General features: G+C 63.5%; 27 protein-coding genes. 14 read left to right on the top strand and 13 right to left on the bottom strand.

The features are described 5' to 3' along the window. Positions 1–160: 160 nt before the first annotated feature. From OXS49_RS23275 to OXS49_RS23260, 4 genes are all read left to right on the top strand, one after another. The gene (locus OXS49_RS23275) at positions 161–721 is read left to right on the top strand and encodes a chemotaxis protein CheB (RefSeq protein ID WP_267427009.1); all 561 of its coding nucleotides are present in this window, start codon (positions 161–163) and stop codon (positions 719–721) included. 114 nt (positions 722–835) lie between these two features. Next, positions 836–1,102, top strand: coding sequence for a hypothetical protein (locus OXS49_RS23270; protein WP_267427008.1), 267 nt, complete (start codon positions 836–838; stop codon positions 1,100–1,102). Between the two features lie 44 nt (positions 1,103–1,146). Beyond that, positions 1,147–1,299, top strand: coding sequence for a hypothetical protein (locus OXS49_RS23265; RefSeq protein WP_267427007.1), 153 nt, complete (start codon positions 1,147–1,149; stop codon positions 1,297–1,299). 184 nt (positions 1,300–1,483) lie between these two features. Further along, positions 1,484–1,912 (top strand): MucR family transcriptional regulator, encoded by a 429-nt coding sequence (locus tag OXS49_RS23260; RefSeq protein WP_267427006.1) that lies wholly within the window; start codon positions 1,484–1,486, stop codon positions 1,910–1,912. A 490-nt stretch (positions 1,913–2,402) separates the two neighbouring features. Here OXS49_RS23260 and OXS49_RS23255 read toward each other — a convergent pair whose 3' ends face one another. The 4 genes from OXS49_RS23255 to OXS49_RS23240 all read right to left on the bottom strand — a co-directional run bounded on the left by OXS49_RS23255 (position 2,403) and on the right by OXS49_RS23240 (position 4,802). Continuing rightward, on the bottom strand, positions 2,403–2,639 hold the full coding sequence (locus OXS49_RS23255) for a hypothetical protein (RefSeq protein WP_267427005.1): 237 nt from the start codon (positions 2,637–2,639) through the stop codon (positions 2,403–2,405). Positions 2,640–3,206: 567 nt separating this feature from the next. Then, positions 3,207–3,650 (bottom strand): DMT family transporter, encoded by a 444-nt coding sequence (locus OXS49_RS23250; RefSeq protein ID WP_267427004.1) that lies wholly within the window; start codon positions 3,648–3,650, stop codon positions 3,207–3,209. Between the two features lie 135 nt (positions 3,651–3,785). Then, positions 3,786–3,974 (bottom strand): hypothetical protein, encoded by a 189-nt coding sequence (locus OXS49_RS23245; protein ID WP_267427003.1) that lies wholly within the window; start codon positions 3,972–3,974, stop codon positions 3,786–3,788. Positions 3,975–4,538: 564 nt separating this feature from the next. Beyond that, a complete protein-coding gene (locus OXS49_RS23240; protein WP_267427002.1) occupies positions 4,539–4,802 on the bottom strand; it encodes an XRE family transcriptional regulator in 264 nt (87 codons plus the stop codon). Between the two features lie 128 nt (positions 4,803–4,930). Here OXS49_RS23240 and OXS49_RS23235 point away from each other — a divergent pair, with 128 nt between their 5' ends. The 7 genes from OXS49_RS23235 to OXS49_RS23205 all read left to right on the top strand — a co-directional run bounded on the left by OXS49_RS23235 (position 4,931) and on the right by OXS49_RS23205 (position 8,556). Next, positions 4,931–5,221: a hypothetical protein gene (locus OXS49_RS23235; protein WP_267427000.1), complete on the top strand. Its 291-nt coding sequence runs from the start codon at positions 4,931–4,933 to the stop codon at positions 5,219–5,221. An 11-nt stretch (positions 5,222–5,232) separates the two neighbouring features. Continuing rightward, the gene (locus OXS49_RS23230) at positions 5,233–5,364 is read left to right on the top strand and encodes a hypothetical protein (RefSeq protein WP_267426998.1); all 132 of its coding nucleotides are present in this window, start codon (positions 5,233–5,235) and stop codon (positions 5,362–5,364) included. After that, a complete protein-coding gene (locus OXS49_RS23225; protein ID WP_267426997.1) occupies positions 5,364–5,597 on the top strand; it encodes a hypothetical protein in 234 nt (77 codons plus the stop codon). Before OXS49_RS23230 ends, OXS49_RS23225 begins: the two co-directional genes overlap by 1 nt. Positions 5,598–5,609: 12 nt before the next feature. Then, the gene (locus tag OXS49_RS23220; RefSeq protein WP_267426996.1) at positions 5,610–6,314 is read left to right on the top strand and encodes a hypothetical protein; all 705 of its coding nucleotides are present in this window, start codon (positions 5,610–5,612) and stop codon (positions 6,312–6,314) included. A 73-nt stretch (positions 6,315–6,387) separates the two neighbouring features. After that, a complete protein-coding gene (locus tag OXS49_RS23215; RefSeq protein ID WP_267426995.1) occupies positions 6,388–6,669 on the top strand; it encodes a hypothetical protein in 282 nt (93 codons plus the stop codon). Positions 6,670–6,727: 58 nt separating this feature from the next. Further along, positions 6,728–8,260 carry a hypothetical protein gene (locus OXS49_RS23210; RefSeq protein WP_267426993.1) on the top strand — a complete coding sequence of 511 codons (1,533 nt, stop codon included), beginning with the start codon at positions 6,728–6,730 and terminating at the stop codon, positions 8,258–8,260. Further along, positions 8,260–8,556 (top strand): hypothetical protein, encoded by a 297-nt coding sequence (locus OXS49_RS23205; protein ID WP_267426991.1) that lies wholly within the window; start codon positions 8,260–8,262, stop codon positions 8,554–8,556. The genes OXS49_RS23210 and OXS49_RS23205 overlap by 1 nt, the downstream gene beginning before the upstream one ends. A gap of 159 nt (positions 8,557–8,715) precedes the next feature. Here OXS49_RS23205 and OXS49_RS23200 read toward each other — a convergent pair whose 3' ends face one another. The 9 genes from OXS49_RS23200 to OXS49_RS23160 form a co-directional block, all read right to left on the bottom strand. Further along, positions 8,716–8,958: a hypothetical protein gene (locus OXS49_RS23200; protein ID WP_267426989.1), complete on the bottom strand. Its 243-nt coding sequence runs from the start codon at positions 8,956–8,958 to the stop codon at positions 8,716–8,718. Positions 8,959–9,063: 105 nt separating this feature from the next. Then, entirely contained in the window at positions 9,064–9,771 is a 708-nt protein-coding gene (locus OXS49_RS23195; protein ID WP_267426986.1) for a Crp/Fnr family transcriptional regulator, read from the bottom strand. Between the two features lie 594 nt (positions 9,772–10,365). Then, positions 10,366–10,998 (bottom strand): TadE/TadG family type IV pilus assembly protein, encoded by a 633-nt coding sequence (locus tag OXS49_RS23190; RefSeq protein WP_267426984.1) that lies wholly within the window; start codon positions 10,996–10,998, stop codon positions 10,366–10,368. Between the two features lie 16 nt (positions 10,999–11,014). Then, positions 11,015–11,635, bottom strand: a complete 621-nt coding sequence (locus OXS49_RS23185) for a TadE/TadG family type IV pilus assembly protein (RefSeq protein ID WP_267426983.1) — start codon at positions 11,633–11,635, stop codon at positions 11,015–11,017. 48 nt (positions 11,636–11,683) lie between these two features. Next, the gene (locus OXS49_RS23180; RefSeq protein ID WP_267426982.1) at positions 11,684–12,775 is read right to left on the bottom strand and encodes a pilus assembly protein TadG-related protein; all 1,092 of its coding nucleotides are present in this window, start codon (positions 12,773–12,775) and stop codon (positions 11,684–11,686) included. A 336-nt stretch (positions 12,776–13,111) separates the two neighbouring features. Continuing rightward, positions 13,112–13,375 (bottom strand): hypothetical protein, encoded by a 264-nt coding sequence (locus OXS49_RS23175; protein WP_267426981.1) that lies wholly within the window; start codon positions 13,373–13,375, stop codon positions 13,112–13,114. Between the two features lie 29 nt (positions 13,376–13,404). Continuing rightward, positions 13,405–13,668, bottom strand: coding sequence for a hypothetical protein (locus OXS49_RS23170; RefSeq protein WP_267426979.1), 264 nt, complete (start codon positions 13,666–13,668; stop codon positions 13,405–13,407). Between the two features lie 85 nt (positions 13,669–13,753). Then, positions 13,754–13,933 (bottom strand): hypothetical protein, encoded by a 180-nt coding sequence (locus OXS49_RS23165; RefSeq protein ID WP_267426977.1) that lies wholly within the window; start codon positions 13,931–13,933, stop codon positions 13,754–13,756. A 101-nt stretch (positions 13,934–14,034) separates the two neighbouring features. Continuing rightward, the gene (locus tag OXS49_RS23160) at positions 14,035–14,298 is read right to left on the bottom strand and encodes a hypothetical protein (protein WP_267426976.1); all 264 of its coding nucleotides are present in this window, start codon (positions 14,296–14,298) and stop codon (positions 14,035–14,037) included. Between the two features lie 460 nt (positions 14,299–14,758). Here OXS49_RS23160 and OXS49_RS23155 point away from each other — a divergent pair, with 460 nt between their 5' ends. From OXS49_RS23155 to OXS49_RS23145, 3 genes are all read left to right on the top strand, one after another. Further along, entirely contained in the window at positions 14,759–15,001 is a 243-nt protein-coding gene (locus OXS49_RS23155; RefSeq protein WP_267426975.1) for a hypothetical protein, read from the top strand. A gap of 7 nt (positions 15,002–15,008) precedes the next feature. Further along, positions 15,009–15,521: a hypothetical protein gene (locus OXS49_RS23150; RefSeq protein ID WP_267426974.1), complete on the top strand. Its 513-nt coding sequence runs from the start codon at positions 15,009–15,011 to the stop codon at positions 15,519–15,521. 124 nt (positions 15,522–15,645) lie between these two features. Next, positions 15,646–16,125 carry a PAS domain-containing protein gene (locus OXS49_RS23145; protein ID WP_267426973.1) on the top strand — a complete coding sequence of 160 codons (480 nt, stop codon included), beginning with the start codon at positions 15,646–15,648 and terminating at the stop codon, positions 16,123–16,125. Positions 16,126–16,176 lie beyond the last annotated feature (51 nt).

Below are 16,176 nucleotides of genomic sequence, written 5' to 3'. Positions count from 1 at the left end.
CCAGGACGAGACGCTAATTTGGGATGGGCATTATGGCCCAACCGAGCCTCTCCTCGACGGCTCGGTCTGAGCGCGCTACCCATCGGGCATAGTCAAAGAGATTTTCAGCGTCGGCGACCTAAAGTGAACTAGCGCTTGCTGCGGTAATTGACGCAGTAGAATGAGCGCTATCATCGTCATCGCCGCCTCAGCGGGTGGCCTCGACCCACTCCTGCAGATCATCACCGCGCTGCCGCCTGCCTGTCGTGCTTCAGTGTTCGTCGTCCAGCACATCGGAGCGAACCGAAGCATCCTCCCCGACATCCTCGGTTGGAACGGCAGTCTTCCGGCAGCTTTTGCACAGCACGGCGAGGCAATTGAGCCCGGTCGGGTCTACGTCGCGCCGCCCGATCATCACATGCGGCTGCGCTTCGGTGGAGTCATTTTGGACCAAGGGATCAAGGTGCACTTCGCACGTCCGGCCGCCGACCCCTTGTTCGTTTCAGCCGCCGAAACCTACGGCAAGCGCGTCATCGGGATCGTGCTCAGTGGCGGTAACAGCGATGGGGCCGAGGGCATGCGCGCGATCACGGCACACGGTGGCCTTGGCTTGGTGCAGGATCTGACCGAGGCTCTGCATCCGGAAATGCCCCTAGCGGCGTTGCGGTACGATCATCCTGAGCCTCCCCTCACGGCTGTTCGACTGGCCGAGCGGGTCGCGGCGCATTGTGCCAAATTTTGACGTAAATCGGCGTCTCATTATCGCGTACCATCGACAGATTAGGGCCATGGCGCGACCTTCTTGCCAGCACGCCCCCACCTCGACGCTCAGAACGGTGTGCGTTACCTCCCGCCCATGGCCAAAGAGATCCCCAGCGTCGGCGACCTGCGCCGCAAATCCGAGGTAACGGATGACGAGATCCAAGCAGCCACTGCTGCCTACCTAGAGGACGAGAGTGCTGAGCCGTTCGTGTTCAAATCCGGTCACCAGATCAACGTGGCCAAGGCGATCGAGATGCACCCGCAGGCCAAGAAGCTCCTGGCTGACGAGGTGACGAAGCCCGGCTTGCGCCGGACCATGGTAATGACAGCGGTCATCATGGGCTTCCCGGTGCAAGGATGAGCGAGTCGTCTCCCCCGCTCTTTAGAGCAGCCGTCCACCGCGCGATGGCGCGCCTCGATGGGTTCGCCCGCGGCCTCGGCTTGGATGAGGCGGTTACGCGCATGATCGTTGAGCAGGTCGTCGTTGAGATGCCGCTGGCCGAGGACGAGGAGCGCATGATCGAGGCGCGCCACCGGATGATCATAGCCTCCGCCTGAGTGCTCCCATTGAGGTGCACGCACGATGCAACCATTCATACAACAACTAAGAAATATTTCTTACATTGCAGCAGGCATTACTGATCGACATGGCGGTAATGTAAGCGAATTTAGAAATTATGCGTTGCATTCGCTTCGCTTGGCCCACATTTCGGTAGTCCCAAAACCGTTAAGAGCAAGCGAAGTGACTGTTGAAACCTTAGATGGCGTGGCGAATTTCACCGAACTGGCCGGTGAAATTGTCTCTGCTTATGTGTCAAACAATCCCGTCCCGGTCGCTGAGCTTCCGAAGCTGATCCAGAGCGTGCACAGCGCGATATTGCGGTTGGCCTCTGGTACCGTCTCCGAACGGGCCGCCGAGGCGGAGAGGCCCACACCCGCACAGATCCGCAAGTCGGTTCGCGACGACGGCATCACGAGCTTCATCGACGGCAAGACCTACAAGACGCTCAAGCGCCACCTGACCGCCAACGGTCTCAGCCCGCAGAGCTACCGCGAGCGCTACGGCCTGCTGGCTGACTACCCGATGGTCGCCCCAAGCTACGCGGCCCAGCGCTCTGCCCTCGCCAAAGCCATCGGCCTCGGCGTGCCCGGCGCACGTAGGTCAGCGTAAGAGCGGGATCAGGCGCACGATCGTTCCAGCCGGCTGCAGAAACCCAAGAGACCTGTTTTGCGCTGGTCGACCGAAGGTGTCGGCCCAATTCAGGTTTATGATGTCGGCGCTCGGCGCTGCGATTGCCGGCGTCTCGGCCAATTTCGCGGCTCTACGCTTGGCGGCGCCGATCCAACGTACGACCCAGTACCCGCCTCCGCAGCGAGACGTTGGCGGCTGCTCAGGCTTGGACCAGCGTCGGCTCGGGCGATTAGCGTCGCGTTTGGCTGGAGACATGAATGATCCCCTATCGGCGCTTCAGGTTGCATCTGATAGCGGAGCTTGAAACTGCGCCGCATCCTTCGTTCAGAGTAAGCAGTCCCGCATCAGCTTGATCGGCATGAGCTGCCAGTAGATCATTGGCGTGTGCTATCTTAGCAAACTTCCAGGCCGAGACATCCCGGGCCTCATCGTGCAGCAGGCAGAGGCTACGCGAAGGCGACGGTCGCATTTATTCGATTAGGTCAGCTTCGAAATACATCCTGAAGCGCCACCGCACGGCACCTTCGGCATCGCGGACGGCTGCGACGTAGTCCTGTCGACCGGGGCTATCGCTTAGGCCTTGCGCGATCCGGATCATGATCCTCACCGCCTGCGCACGCGCTGCATCCAGGTCAGGCAATTCGTACCCGTTTTTATCATGAGCGACCTCAGTCCCATCATGCAGGTCGATGAAGAAGCGAGGCATGAGGCGCATCTCAGGAACGGCGGACGGCGTCGATCTACGCAGTTCTTGCGCCGCCGTTCGTGCTCATCCGCTAGCGCTCCTGGCACGCTGGCGTCGGTCTCACCGGTATGGCACCTCGCAGGCATGCCGAAGCTCAAGCCGCCGACCTGCGAAGTGAAGATTGGAGACGTCTGGTGCGCCGTGAGCCTAGACGAGGCCGCAACACGTCATGTCATGGCGACGAAGCGCTGCCCGGCCTGCCACGGTCAGGTGATGATCCTTGGCGCCTACGGCTCGCCCACCGTCCGTCGGACCATGTCACACCGGAAGTCGCATACCGGTTGCTCGCTGATGCCCAGAACGTACTCCGGTACGCCCTCGCCGCATCCGCAGGCGATTGCCTGAGATCCGCTACTGCCCCGCCGCCCGATCTGATCACGGGCTGGCGGGGGAGGTCGTCGATCTCACCAGCTTTCCGGCAGGATGGCCGATGGCGGTTGAGCGAACGTGAATGGCTCAGCCTGTCCACCCGCCCCTCATCGTTCCTCTCGATGAAGATGACGCCGGTGGGTTTTGAACCAGCGTATCCTAGAAGAGCGCGACGAGTGCGACGCCGGCCACCATGAGGAACCCACCAAGGATCCGCCAGATGCTGGCAGGATGACGCTCGAAGCCAACCCAACCATAATTATCGAGCACGATTGATGTGACGACGCCTGCGGTCACGAGCAGGCCGAGAAATGGGGCGGCTCCGATCTGACGGGCCACAACGAACTGGGCCAGGATGATGCATCCGCCGAGGATCCCGCCGAGCCACGCCCACCAGGGCATTGCCATAGCTTGAGCCGCTGTCGGCCAAGCGAGTTTGCCTGAGAGCAGGCCGACCACAAGAATGCACGTTGCGGTGCCGGCAACGACAATCAAACCTGCGGTTAGTGACTCATCCAGCCCTTTGGACAGTGCCCCGTTCTGCCCGGCCTGGACGGCGTTGGCGACGCCAGCGAGTAGCACGAAGCCGTAGAGATACCACATGGTTGAGATCCGCTTCTATGAGATCTCTACCTAGGGCTGCCAGCCATGGCCCGTCTCACAACTGCCGGCGGCATCTCGTCCTAGAAGCTTAGTAAATCATCCTTCAGCATCTTTTCCACGAGGCGGTGGATGGCTTCAGCGCGGGATGTTCTGCGTCGCCCCCCCCATGATCTTCCGTGGAACGCCCGTCCTGAACCGATCGTACTTGCGACCCATGGCGTCGAGTTCTGCACCGGTTGCTATCCTGATGAAGGGGCGAAGCTCTTCGCCAAAGACACGGAGAAGCCTGGCGCGAAATAGATCGTCGGTTTCGGGATGGCTCATTTCAGGTACCCCTTCGTCTTCAGGCGCTCAGTGGTACGGCTTAAGCGCCCCACTGCCCATCCTCGCCTCGACCGGACGGTGGTCGCATTGCCCCCGTCGTCATGGTCCCCCGATCGGTCTGCCCAGCTCCCCGAAAAAAGAACCTTTTAACGGTCGCGAAAACGAACGGCACTCCCTGGGGGTGGCCCCATTTCCGAATAAAAACCGGCCCTTTTTATAGGCGCACCACGGCGGAGCGGCAGACCCCAGTCCGATTGCCCGTTGTCACTACGCATGCGCCAAAGGATGCGTCGCCATCGCTACGCCTTGCGTTCGCGGGCTTTGACATCAAAGGCGTCGTTCGCGCTGAGTGGGAGTTCAATTGTCGAAAGCGCTTCGCAGCCCGCTGCGCTGAGCTTCCACTCCATCCGATTAGCTTCGTCGGTATGCCCCGTCGGCTCGACGAGGCCCCGGCGCGCTAGGCTACGAAGGCTGGTGTCTGCCGCGTAAAAGCGAGCATGATCCACCAAGAGACGAAGCTTGTAGCGATCCCATGCGCTTAGTGTCGTCCTGCGAGCAGCCATGTCACGGTGCTTTCCGCTCCCGGAACCGGATCCCTGCCCCGCCGCCGTTCTCGGGGATAAATTCAAGGCCGGCGGCCTCGAACGCAGCGATCAGAGCCCGCATGTTGGCGCCCATCATGCGCGCGCTTTCAGGCTTCGCCTCGAACGCCTCGATCGTCGGCGCCGGCACCTTCGAGGCCTCGAACAGGTCCGCTTGCCGCCATCCCAGCATGGCGCGCGCAGCACGGCATAGCCGGGGCGTGAGGCGGGTCGGTTGCTGCGGCATCGGGCACAATCTCCGAGCCGAATAATACGGGGCACCTGCCCAAAACTCAATGGCTGAGCCATAGGTCTATTGACAGGCCCCAGGTACCTGCTAAAGCTATGGCTGTTCCCTAGGTTAGGGGTTGAGCCATGGCCCACCGCACCGTCTCTTGGACCCGCATCGACCGCGCTGGCCGCGACAGCCGTCCCGCAATCCCCGCCGGTCTGCTGTCGGCCCGCGCCTTCATCCAGTTCGGCGCCAGCAAGCGCGCCCTCGTCGTCTCTGGCCAGTACGACCGCGCCGCCATCATGGCCGCCGCCTGCCGCGCTGCCCCCGGCATCATGGAGCGCTGCGGCGTCTCCCGCCGCGAGGCGATGTCCTCCGCCCTCAAGGCCGCGTGGCAGGTCGCCAAAGCTGCCCACCGAGCTGCTGCTCACTGAGGTCCGCCCCCATGCTCGCTAACCTCACCCCCGACCAGCTCGTGTTCCTGTCCTGGCTCACGCCTGTCTTTCTCGGCGCCAGCAGCATCATGTTGGTTCGCGACCTCCCGGCCGTGCGCCGCTACTTCGGCGAGGTGGCGTGATGCTCGCCGCTCTCGCCGCCTTCTCAATCGCCGGCCTCTGCACCGGGACCGCGTTCCTCGCCTCCTACATCGAGGAGAACGGGTTCCCCGAGCTGCCCACGCTGCGCCGTGCCGCGCTCGCCCCGGCCATTATTCCGGCCGGGAATAATGCCGCCCCGCTCTGGTGCGAGCGCACCCGCCGCTGGCGTCACCCCGTGACCCGCGCCTTCGTCAAAGCCCCTTCCGGTCGTTGAGGATCTGCACCCATGGCCGCTTTCGAGATCACCCATTCCGCCCGCAACGGCTCGAACACCACCGGCTCTGTCCAGGTCGAGCGCACCGGCAAGGTCTACACCTTCCTGGCCTTCCCGAACGGCAACGTGATGCTGGCGAATGGCACCCGCCCCGTCCCCGCAAACCGCCTCCGCGACGTTCGGCTCTTCGTGTCCAAGCGCTTCGCTGTTGTGTGGGCCGCTCCCGCGATGGTTCCGCAGCAGTGCCAGCCGCAGCAGGCCGACGCTGGGCGCCGCGGCTTCCTCCGAACCGCGCTGACCGCCGGCATCCTCGCCGCCACGTCCGTCCCCGCGATCGCCCAGGGGTATCAAGGAAACCCTGATACCTACCGCGGCGACGATACCGCGCGCCTGCCGGACCACGCTGCGCTCTGGGCTCGCATGCCACTGCCGTTCACGCCCGCCGAGGCGTGGCACCTGCTGTCGCCCGCCACACAGGCCGAGATCGGCGCGGCCGTCATCGGCTTGGTGCTGGCCGAGTACGTCTCCGGTGACATGCACGGGGACGCGGATCGCTTCCACGACGAAGCCCTGCGTAGCGACGCCATGGACGTGGGCAGCGACCTGCTTACCTGCATCGAGCAGCGCCTGTGGGTGCTGTTCCCCGACCTCTACGGCCCCGACGGCGATCATCCCGCCTGGGCCCTGAATTCAGGCATGGCGCCACCCGCCGCCTGACCAGCCGAACGCCTCGCGTTCGCTTCCTTCTCACCACCGACCACCGCCACGAGCCCCAACCGGAGCGCGAACGATGACCTATGCCCGCATCCCGAATTTCAGCCAGCCTGTCCCGGCCCGCAGCGATAGCCCCCGCACCGGCCGCCGCCGCCTCTCGGCTGATGGCCGCTACCTGAACCTGCCGAACGAACCCGTGCCGGGCGAAATCGAGCCCTGGCAGGCCCTGACGCCGATCCGGCCGGACACTGCGCACAGCCGGTCCCTCCGCTTCCTCGACGCCGCGGGCGAACTGCTGGCCGCCATCGCCATCATCGGCGGCGGCATGGTGCTGACCGGCCTCGCCTCCCTGCTCTGACCTGACCCGCAACCGAGCGGGCCGGACGCCCGCGCCTCTCGCATCAGGACGCCACCCGATGTCCAACAAGGCCCGCGATCAGAAGCCGACACGTCTCAACGCCCACCTTGAGGAGCGCTTAGAGACCGTCAGGAACGGCCCCGGCAAGCTGCTCAAGCCGAAGAAGGCCAAGGCAAAAGCCGAACCCGCACCGGCTACCGAGCCCGCGCTGCCACCACCGCAGGAGACCGTAGCGCCGCTCGGCACGGTCGCTGTGTCGCCGGGCCCGCACCCTGACGCCTACGGCCTCGTGGTTGATGAGAACGGCCTGGGCCTGCACGCCCCGCCCGGTGCTCACATCATCGTGGAGCCGATCATGCCGGCAAAGGCAGGGCTCGCCGTGTTCTACATGAAGGAAGCACCCGGCCCGGCCATCTTCGACCTGACCCGCAACTTCCAGCCCGAGTTTTCGGGTCCGTTCGCCCCCGGCTCCGAGGTCATGCCGCTGATTGAAGTGTGCCTGCCAGACTCGGGGCAGATCGGGCACATGCGCGCCGATCGCGTGGCGACGATCCACAAGGTGCGCGGCGTGTTCACGCCCACCGAGATCATGGCGCAGCACCACCGAGCGCCTGCGGCCCTGCCAGAGATGGCCGAGTGCCCCGAGGGCATGGGCGAGCACTATGTCGAGGATACCACCGCTTACCCGCTCGTCCGGCCAGGCGAGACCGTGGTCTATGATGGCATGCAGCGCGAGCCGACCAATGGGGCGCTGTGCATCTTGCAATGGGGCGGCGGCACCCGCGACGTGTTGCAGACGAACCGACGCCCGGTCGGCGGCTGGGACGAGGAAGGCTGGTTCGTTGACCCGGTGAACCGGCCGAGTAACCGAGCCATGCTTGAGCGGCGGCTGGCTTCCGGTAGACCCGGCTTGCTGCACTCCAGCGATGGCCCCTACACCAAGGAGCATCTTCGCGAGCGAATTGTCGGCACCGTCGTCGGCGTGCTGGTGCCGCAGCGCGCAGTTAACTCAGCGGTCGCAGTCGACATCGCGCCCGACCAAGCTCAGCCCGTCACCGTAGGCGAGGCCGACCCCTTGGCGCATGTGCATCCGATCGACCGGGCGCACGAGCAGATCAACACCGCTGCGGCGGCCAAGGCGCTGACCGCTGCCGTGTCGCCCGCGTTGCGTGCCGCGATCGTGGCGCATCGAGACGCCTTCACAGCGTCTCACCACGAACGCGACGACAGCGATGCCAATATGGATCGGCACTATGCCGTGATCGATCGGGCCGCGGACGCGATTGATGCGGTCCCATCCCGCACGCTCGCGGATCTACGCGCCAAGCTGACCTACCTGCCGCCGCGCGTTCTGCCGGACGTGAATGGTCGGGATGGCGAGGCCGAGGCGCCCGAGATTGCGATACCCGAGATTACGATCAAGACGCCGCCAGCAGCCGCGGCCAACCTGACTGCCGATCCGTCCGCAGTCCACATCGAACCGCTGCGATGGGGCGGCAGGGGTAACGTGGTCTCGCTCGCGGGCATCGCTGCTTTGGAACTGTCCGCAGCGGCTGGTGACGCCCTTCTTGCTTTGGCGCGGCGCCGCTGATGCCGACCCTGCTCCCGAACCACTCCCGGCACGCTGTGGCCGCTGGGCGCCTGTCCTGGCCCGACACAGCCCGGTTCGTGGTCTTGCTGCTACGGGTGCGCCGGCTCAACCGGCGTCTCGGCACAGCGCATGCCCGCGTCGAGCGCTACGGCCTCGATGCCGCCGGCCCTGCTCTGCTGTTGACCGCACGGCGTTGGATGGAAGCTCACGAGGCAATAAACAATCTACTCGGGACGCCGGAGTTGCCTGAGGTGGGGCAGGTGCGGGCGATGATGCGTAAGCCAAAACCAATGTGAGCATCCACGCCCGCCCTTTCGATAGACCTTGGGGGGAAGCATCGCAGGGCGAGCGTGGCGGTCGAGAGGAGACCCGACCCCTCGGTCGTAGCAAAGCTCATGCACGGCTCAAACGCCCCGCGCATCTGGCAGAGCCGATACTACCCAAGAAACAAAGGCCTACGGCTGACCTGCCAGCCACTCGTCCTCGATCGTGAGGGTAGCTCGGTAGACCGGGATACCGTGGTCGTCCCGCATCGTGACACTGACCTTCTCACCGACACTCCCGAGCGGCTGATCCTTCACCATGTCGGGGAGCGACCGAAGCGCTTCCTGCGAGGCGGAGTGGGCATCATCGAACTCGATGCCCTCATCGTCGCTGACAACACTGCCGTTGGTCACGTCGAAGAAGTAGCGAGCCATCAGCGCCTCCAAAGTCGGTGCTGAGCTAACCGCGCGAGCGTGAGAGAGGTTCTGGAGGTTTGCTGCGATGGCTGATCGCGTAGCCTCTGCGTGTCCGCGCCCGCGTCATGAGCTGCCGGGAACGACCTTATTGGGCAGGCGCAGATACTGAGGGCTGAAAGCGGCCAGGGCTCGCAAGCCGTCCCAGTCTTGGATGACCAGCTGGCGAGACCGTAAGTCGATCAAGCCGTCCAACCTTAGGGACCTCATCGTTCGGTTCACGTGGACCGAGGTTAGGCCCAATGCATCGGCGAGATCAGGCTGTCGAAGCGGCATCCACATAGTATGATCGCTCGCCAACCCGGCGGCTTCGAGGCGTAGGTACAGTTCGCAGATCAGATGCGCGAACCTCTGCCGTGCGTCGCGTCGACCTAGACTGGTGATCCAAGCACGGTGGATCGCAGCAGTAATCAAGGTCTCCCGCCATAGCGCAGCTGCGATGGTGGGCGAGCCGTCTGACAGTTGGCGAAGCGCGGTATGCGGCACGAAGGCGACGACGGCGCGCGTGATCGCAGCCATGCCGAAGTCTGGCTGGGGAAGGTGGAGGCCTTGCAGGTCGGGCATATCGCCAGGCACGTGGATCGACAGGATCTGACGCTTACCCTCGGTAAGAAGCTGATAGCAGCAGGTCCAGCCGTCGAGGACGACGCAAGAGTGTAGGGACGTGGCGCCTCCGTAGATGATGTCCTGCTGGGCTTCGAACGTTCGGCTCGCCACCGGCAACTTTCTCAGCGCGTGCTCCTCCGTCTTCGAGAGGCGTGCGGCGCTGCCCAACCTACGGATCATCGTGTCGAGCGGGTATCCTGAAGGTGCCATCGCGCCGCGCTGCCGGTTGGGGGCGAAAGAGCCTCCCATCGCGCTGCACACAGCTCATCTGAGCGCAACTGGAACTAACCTATGATGCTATGACGGTGTGACGGATCGCCATAACTGGATGGACGGCCGCAGAGAGATTGAACCTAACCCGCACGGCTCTCCCTAGCTTGAAGGCTATATCCAGCTTGTGCACCGCGGCCCGCTAGCATTTCATTAACCATCCGCCGTGAGGAATGCCTTCGACGTCCGGAAGCCATTCGGGGCGCCTCCCTTACCTCGCCCGCCCGGTCCACCGCGGCGGGCTTTTCTTTAAAGGGTGCCTAGTACGCCTCGCGGAGGTTCGATCTTATACCCCCGATGCTCGGATCTGGATCAGCCCGCGCCGGCGAACCGGGCGGGCTGGCCACGGTACGCTAAGCTGCCCAGCGCCACCCTACCCGTTGAGTTGCGTTGCGTATTAGCTCGCCGGACTCGTCGGGCAATACCTCAAGCGCCGCCGCGCCGGGCACATGTCAGTCCGCTCCGGTACGGCATTGTGCTTGTGGCAATGGGTCAGGTGCATGCCTTGCCGTTCGGCAGAACTACCTCGTTGTAGGTGGACTTGTAGGTCTGACCGCCACGCATCGGCCAAGGCACGCTCGCCTTGAACGTCAGCTGATTGTTCGCTCCACCCACGAACCGCATCAGGTTGCTGCCGAACATCGCCGGGTAGGGAACAGTGACCTCTGCTAAAAAATACCGCATCCCAGCGAGCTGAAAGCCCTCCGGCACTTTCAGGCCTGTCGCCGTTCCGACCGCTCGCGCGGTGCCATTGCCCGTCGCGTAGCTCGAACACACGCGTGGTGTTTGACCGTCACCGTCGGCGGTGACGCCGAGCGCCGTGATGACGATCGCCGCTCCGTTGCTTGGATAAGGCGTGAGCACGAGTTTGGCCGAAGCCAGGATGTCGCTCATCGCCGCCGCCGCCATCGTGGTCTGGCCGTCCCCCTGGGACGTGAGATCCGCCACCGCGCGCGCCAGAAGTGTGACCCTACGATAGTGATCGATCGCACGCCCGAACTCCGTTACGCCGAACAGCAGAGCCAGCATCACCGGCAGGATCAGCGCGAACTCGATCGCCGAAACGCCGCGCGCATCATCGCGGAAGCGTAACGCGACCTGATCGCTCCAAGTGATCGCATGCATCACTGCCCTCCACATATCAGCAGCTCTGCCCCGACGAGGTGTCGTAGGGCTCAGTCCGGAACACGGCCGTGGATTGGAGCAATCGCGCACCATCACCGAAGCCTGGCAGGCCCGCGTAGAGGAAGCTGAATGCAACGCGGTACTTGGCCGCCGCGGTGAAGACCACAATTGCCCCCGGCTGGGCGCAGGCGTAGTTCGTACCGAAGCCCTTGGTCCAATCCCCAGTCTTCATGTCTAGCGGCGTCGGCACGGTACCGTTAGCAAACGAGGTGCTTAAAACCACGTTGAGCTTCAGCGTGCTGCAGTCGAACACGGTGGGGACACGCGACGTTGATGCGCCGCAGATGGCCGTCTTCATATTGGCCAGCAGCGTGCTGGCGTCGGTCTGGCCGGTGTTCGCCTTCTGGAACTGTCCCGTGTAGATCGTTCGGCCGGCGCGCTGGAGCGCGTCGTCGAGGTTCCGTGACGCCCAGACCATCAGACTGGTCTGTAGGATCACGGCGAGCAGACTCAGGAACGGCAGTGAGATCAGCGCAAACTCGACTGCCGTAGCGCCGTCCTCTGCTCGCGCTAGAAGACTGCTGACTTCAACGCATCGACGAGCCGTCCGATTACGACACTTTGAAGGGCGGGACATCCGATGATCTCGCGACAGGCAATTGATTTGGCAGGTTCCGCCGACGGGTCACTCGACAATCCTGAGCTTCTTGTCTGCGACCTTCACGATCACCGGACACGACACGATCACACGAATATCATCGTAATCCATATCGCTCCCGGCGTTCGGCGGTCGATCTTCCCAGCCGTAGTACATGTACTTGCCTTCGCTGCAGCTCGCGGTCGCGGTCACCGGGTTATGTGTCGTATGGCTGTTGGGTAGAATGCCGCCGTCAGATTTGTTTTTACACTGACTCAAATTATCGCAGACGATCGTCTCGAGGACAGGGTTTGAGACCATGCTGATCGATGAGTAAGTTGGGCCACTGTATACGCGATAGCCTTTCATGCTCGTTGATTGCACGCGCAAACCGGTATCGATTGCCGTATCGGTGTAATACTCGTAGGTCTCCTGATTAGTGTTATCCCAAAGAGACTTGTTGCTGCGAGCGTTACGGACGTTGTGCAGCATGTAGCTGGGTGCTTCGTTGGCACCACAGGTAGGCGGGGCGTTCTTCGAATAGTCGGTCGGCGGGGTGCCGTTGTCGGCGATGGCAACGATCCCGCGGCGCCCCTTATCGGCCTCGCTCTGCCGCTTGGGATCCGACGAGTAGCAGTACATGTAGATACGATTGTAGTCCGCGGCCTCAGGCGAGAGTTGGCTGAACGTCGGTGGACTTGTCTGGTAAACGGGTGCGACCCGATTGACCGTGGTGGCGGTGCCGACCGTGATCTGTCGCGGCATACCAGGTAGTAGGTGCAGGAGGCTCGTCCGCAGCGTCGTCGAGATCGTCACCCGATAGTTCGCGCCGTCGATCCATGAACCGTTGATCTGGAAGCCGTTGGTCGTAGAGCCCGAACCGATCCGGGAGGTCAGCTGGGCGCTCGCGAGGCGCAGCCCCTCGGTTGCGGCCGCCACAGTGTCAGCATTGGCGACGAGCAGCGCGGTCGCATCAGCGACGCTGGACTCAACCGCCCGAATGCGCACCGCATTGCCGTAGTCGATAACAAGACCGCCGGCGCCGAGGAGCAGGGGCAGGCTGAGACCGAAGATGAAGACGACGTTTCCAGCTTCGGCTCGTGCGAAAGACCGCAGTGGGGCCACCACACAATCGCGCATACAGACCCCCCGTCCGGCCTGATTGTTGGTGGGCAGTCGAAGCAGTTTCACGCATACGTGATACGGCTTAATACAATCTTCTAGTCAGTAATCACTCGTGCCAATCGGGCTTACAAGGCCCATCTTGCCGGTTAAATTATTCTAAAAACACCCGCGGTTAGTAGGCGGCGCATAGAAGCAATAATAACATGCATTGTGAGGCCCGCGGCTGTTAAGAGCATAAAATTCGAGGTGCGCGGACCGCGCTACACGACGCAAGTCGACGAGTTGCCGGCGGCGCGCGCATATCGGCCTGATGATCGGCAAACCTCGTCCGCGCCCACGAAGACCAGCGGATCATGGCGGGGTCGGTCGCGCCGCCATGATAGCCGCCGCCAGCACCGTCCTGAACGTGGTCTCGCGGTGTCCGGACTGTCCGACCATCGCGAAGGCTGGCGAAGCATTCACGAGCGCTGCGATGTCGATGCCGTGCCCGCTGGCGAAGCGGTAGGGGCCGGCCGCTGGATCCCGCAGGTAGAGGTCGATTGCCGCGACGACCTCCTGGCTCTTGATAATGCCGGCCCTGCGCAGGTCGGCGACAGTCGAAGGTCCGGCCGGCATGGTCGCGCTGATGTTCCCCTGACGTTAATTTAACCGTGCCGCCCGGCCGACATGGACCGTCCCGGCCCGTTCCGGCGAGTAGCAGTCGCGCCACAAACCTCAGCAGAGGAGCGACTCAGTTCGTCAAGGCGGGCGAGCAGAACCGCGATGAGACGGGTATCGGCCTCTATTACCGCAACTTTTGCGGCTTGCATCTCAACCGTCAGATCGGGGAGCTCAAGCTCGATCCAACCGCGGTGGACCCGCGCTTTCGTGGTGGCGATCTCGCGCCTGACTTTATCGAGTTCGGCCATGGCCCCTCAACGTTGATTTAACCGTGCTGCCCAGCCGACATGGACCGTTACGGCCGTATCGTCTTTCGAGATGAGAGGCCGACTCTCAGCGTCGAGCGAAGGTTAGCCCGCTGATCTGCTTCTGGAGTTCCTTGGCGATCCGCTCGGCTTCCTCAATGGTGGTACCAGGGGTCAGCTTTAAACCAAGTACTGTGCGCGCCAGTGCAGTGACGGCATCTGCGCCTTCGAGTGCGATCCAGGGTTCTCTACCTGCGTGCTCCTTCACCGCAAACCGTATCCCTACACATTCTGTCATCTCGAACCCTTGTGGTCGGCAGATAAGCGAAACACCGCTGCGAGCGTTGTGTCAGGCCATCGAATGCAACGTCACAGCGGCTCACAGACCTTCTGATCGTTCTCGTCGAACACGTGTTCGATCACGCTGTAGGGCGGTCCGTCGAACCAGCCAATCGCCTGAGCTTCCTGGCCGGAGATCGTGCGTGTCGTGACCGGCTCTCCGGCCTCCTTGGTCGCGATCATCGCCTCATCGACCCGGATGGCGAGAACGGTGCGCGAGCCGATGTCGGTGCAGCGGTACCGGATACCGGAGCAGATGAACTCCGCGCCGATGCGGAAATCAGACTGGTCCATTGGCGTCTCCCCAACGACCCCTATCATGCATCAGGACCTAAGACGGCCACCAGTCGGCAGTGCCCGAATGGCAAGACAGAAAGGGGTCGGTGTCGGGATGGTACTTAGCGCCACGCCTGACACACTCACCTCCATCGCCTTACCGGGCACGAGGCGGCGCAAGATCCTCCAGCGTTGACTTAGGCACCACCGCCGGCCGACATGGACCGTTCCGGCTGCACCCGCCCTAGCGAGTCGCGGCCACCATCAGGAGCACAGCCACCGCGGATCTGAGACCCTGAAACGACTACGGGCCCCCTGTCGCCAAACAGAGAGCCCGCGAAATCGAAGTGCCCTGGTGGGGCCAGTCGTCAAATCCCCATCAGCCACAGCTCCCCTCGGGAGTCAACGGGAACGCCAATTCCCGGAGCGATGAAGTCGTGCCTTGATCACAGCCGCGGTCCGAAAAGGACCGGGTTCGATGTTTCACGCCACCACGCGGTCGGCGATCGAGGACGCGCGGACTCTCGCGCAGCTCGACGACTTGTCGCGCACCATTTGGCAGGCCCACGCCGCCGAGACCGTCACCGATGCCGAGGCGCAGGGCTTGGCTGAGACCCTGCACACCCGCAGGAGCGCGATCCGCGAGGCTGTGGCGCCCGTTGGTATCCCGCTCGGCCGGCGTGACGCTGTTTCCGCCCAAGCGCCTTCAGCGGGCTCCTGAGCGATCCATGGCGATCGAGCGCCGCCGACGGCTGGCCTGCTCCGGACCGATGCCGCCCGCACTCGCCAGCCGGTTCACCACCGGGCAGCTCGCGGTCCTGCGGATCGTTGGGGACGAGATGGCCCGCAACGGCGCGTGCGGGCTGTGCATCGACGCCATCGCGGCGCGGGCGGGCGTGTGCCGCCGGCTGGCTCAAGGAGCGATCCGGCTGGCCGAGGGCGACGGGCTGCTGACCATCCAGGAGCGCCGCCACCTGGGCCGGAAGTCCGACCCGAACGTGGTCCGCATCATCTCGCGAGAGTGGCTGCAATGGCTTCGGCGGGGAGGACGTTCCGCAGCCCCGGCGCTGCTGGGCAGCATAGGGTGCAAAAGGACTCACCCCACGGATACGGGAGATCCACAAGGGCAGATTGTGGATGCTGGACCGAAGAAGGGCTGCCGACAGGCAGCGGGCGACCCTGGCCGAAGCGATCCCGTAAGAATTCTCGCGGGTGGTAGGACGGGCCGAGCTATGCGGTGAGGGTCTGCGGGCGTTCGGTAGGCCGAACAAGGTCGATAGCCCGTTGGTCGCGTGCAACCCGCTGATCGGTCATGCATTGCGCGAAGCTACTGAACCCCCGATACCGCCATAGCTCCATCTCACGATGACAGCCTTTGAACTCATCCGCGCTCTGGCGCACAACGCTGCCATCGGTATCGTCGTCACCGACAAGGTGGTCGACCCGCCAGGGCCGACGATCCTCTACGCCAACCCCGCCTTCGAGCAGCTCGTCGGGCGCGATTTGGGTGATATTCTTGGCCAAACCCCACGTTTCATGCAGGGTAAGGAGACGCGTCGCGAGACGCTCGACGCCTTCCACCGCGCTCTGGTCGCTGGCGAGCGCTTCCATGGCTACCTGACCAACTACCGGGGGGATGGCTTCAAGTATCGCGCGGAGATCGATTGCCGACCGCTGCGCACGGCTGACGGCCGCATCGAGAATTTCGTCGCGTTCGAGCGGGAGGTGCTGCGCCGAATTGGTCGTCCCGCTGGCAGTGCAGCTGGGCGCTACGAACCTGCTATCCTAAGTAACGGTGCGTTAACAACCGTACTGCGCAGTCTCGCCATATTCGAGCACGTCTAAGTTGTTATACGCCAAATCACGGCCACGTGATTACAGTTATCGTGTGCGAAT

The sequence above is a fragment of the Methylobacterium sp. GC_Met_2 genome (assembly GCF_026540795.1).
GTDB lineage: Bacteria > Pseudomonadota > Alphaproteobacteria > Rhizobiales > Beijerinckiaceae > Methylobacterium.
The sequence above is the reverse complement of the archived record's forward strand: the minus strand, read 5'-3'. Positions and strand labels throughout refer to the sequence as shown.

Excerpts from the sequence above, each read along its gene's own strand:
- OXS49_RS23270 (WP_267427008.1), top strand. The coding sequence starts at position 836 with ATGGCCAAAGAGATCCCCAGCGTCGGCGACCTGCGCCGCAAATCCGAG.
- OXS49_RS23155 (WP_267426975.1), top strand. The coding sequence starts at position 14,759 with ATGTTTCACGCCACCACGCGGTCGGCGATCGAGGACGCGCGGACTCTC.
- OXS49_RS23160 (WP_267426976.1), bottom strand. The coding sequence starts at position 14,298 with ATGGACCAGTCTGATTTCCGCATCGGCGCGGAGTTCATCTGCTCCGGT.
- OXS49_RS23200 (WP_267426989.1), bottom strand. The coding sequence starts at position 8,958 with ATGGCTCGCTACTTCTTCGACGTGACCAACGGCAGTGTTGTCAGCGAC.
- OXS49_RS23245 (WP_267427003.1), bottom strand. The coding sequence starts at position 3,974 with ATGAGCCATCCCGAAACCGACGATCTATTTCGCGCCAGGCTTCTCCGT.
- OXS49_RS23175 (WP_267426981.1), bottom strand. The coding sequence starts at position 13,375 with ATGCCGGCCGGACCTTCGACTGTCGCCGACCTGCGCAGGGCCGGCATT.
- OXS49_RS23205 (WP_267426991.1), top strand. The coding sequence starts at position 8,260 with ATGCCGACCCTGCTCCCGAACCACTCCCGGCACGCTGTGGCCGCTGGG.
- OXS49_RS23215 (WP_267426995.1), top strand. The coding sequence starts at position 6,388 with ATGACCTATGCCCGCATCCCGAATTTCAGCCAGCCTGTCCCGGCCCGC.
- OXS49_RS23230 (WP_267426998.1), top strand. The coding sequence starts at position 5,233 with ATGCTCGCTAACCTCACCCCCGACCAGCTCGTGTTCCTGTCCTGGCTC.
- OXS49_RS23185 (WP_267426983.1), bottom strand. The coding sequence starts at position 11,635 with ATGTCCCGCCCTTCAAAGTGTCGTAATCGGACGGCTCGTCGATGCGTT.
- OXS49_RS23235 (WP_267427000.1), top strand. The coding sequence starts at position 4,931 with ATGGCCCACCGCACCGTCTCTTGGACCCGCATCGACCGCGCTGGCCGC.
- OXS49_RS23265 (WP_267427007.1), top strand. The coding sequence starts at position 1,147 with ATGGCGCGCCTCGATGGGTTCGCCCGCGGCCTCGGCTTGGATGAGGCG.
- OXS49_RS23190 (WP_267426984.1), bottom strand. The coding sequence starts at position 10,998 with ATGCATGCGATCACTTGGAGCGATCAGGTCGCGTTACGCTTCCGCGAT.
- OXS49_RS23210 (WP_267426993.1), top strand. The coding sequence starts at position 6,728 with ATGTCCAACAAGGCCCGCGATCAGAAGCCGACACGTCTCAACGCCCAC.
- OXS49_RS23145 (WP_267426973.1), top strand. The coding sequence starts at position 15,646 with ATGACAGCCTTTGAACTCATCCGCGCTCTGGCGCACAACGCTGCCATC.
- OXS49_RS23180 (WP_267426982.1), bottom strand. The coding sequence starts at position 12,775 with ATGCGCGATTGTGTGGTGGCCCCACTGCGGTCTTTCGCACGAGCCGAA.
- OXS49_RS23255 (WP_267427005.1), bottom strand. The coding sequence starts at position 2,639 with ATGCCTCGCTTCTTCATCGACCTGCATGATGGGACTGAGGTCGCTCAT.
- OXS49_RS23275 (WP_267427009.1), top strand. The coding sequence starts at position 161 with ATGAGCGCTATCATCGTCATCGCCGCCTCAGCGGGTGGCCTCGACCCA.
- OXS49_RS23240 (WP_267427002.1), bottom strand. The coding sequence starts at position 4,802 with ATGCCGCAGCAACCGACCCGCCTCACGCCCCGGCTATGCCGTGCTGCG.
- OXS49_RS23170 (WP_267426979.1), bottom strand. The coding sequence starts at position 13,668 with ATGGCCGAACTCGATAAAGTCAGGCGCGAGATCGCCACCACGAAAGCG.
- OXS49_RS23220 (WP_267426996.1), top strand. The coding sequence starts at position 5,610 with ATGGCCGCTTTCGAGATCACCCATTCCGCCCGCAACGGCTCGAACACC.
- OXS49_RS23250 (WP_267427004.1), bottom strand. The coding sequence starts at position 3,650 with ATGTGGTATCTCTACGGCTTCGTGCTACTCGCTGGCGTCGCCAACGCC.
- OXS49_RS23150 (WP_267426974.1), top strand. The coding sequence starts at position 15,009 with ATGGCGATCGAGCGCCGCCGACGGCTGGCCTGCTCCGGACCGATGCCG.
- OXS49_RS23225 (WP_267426997.1), top strand. The coding sequence starts at position 5,364 with ATGCTCGCCGCTCTCGCCGCCTTCTCAATCGCCGGCCTCTGCACCGGG.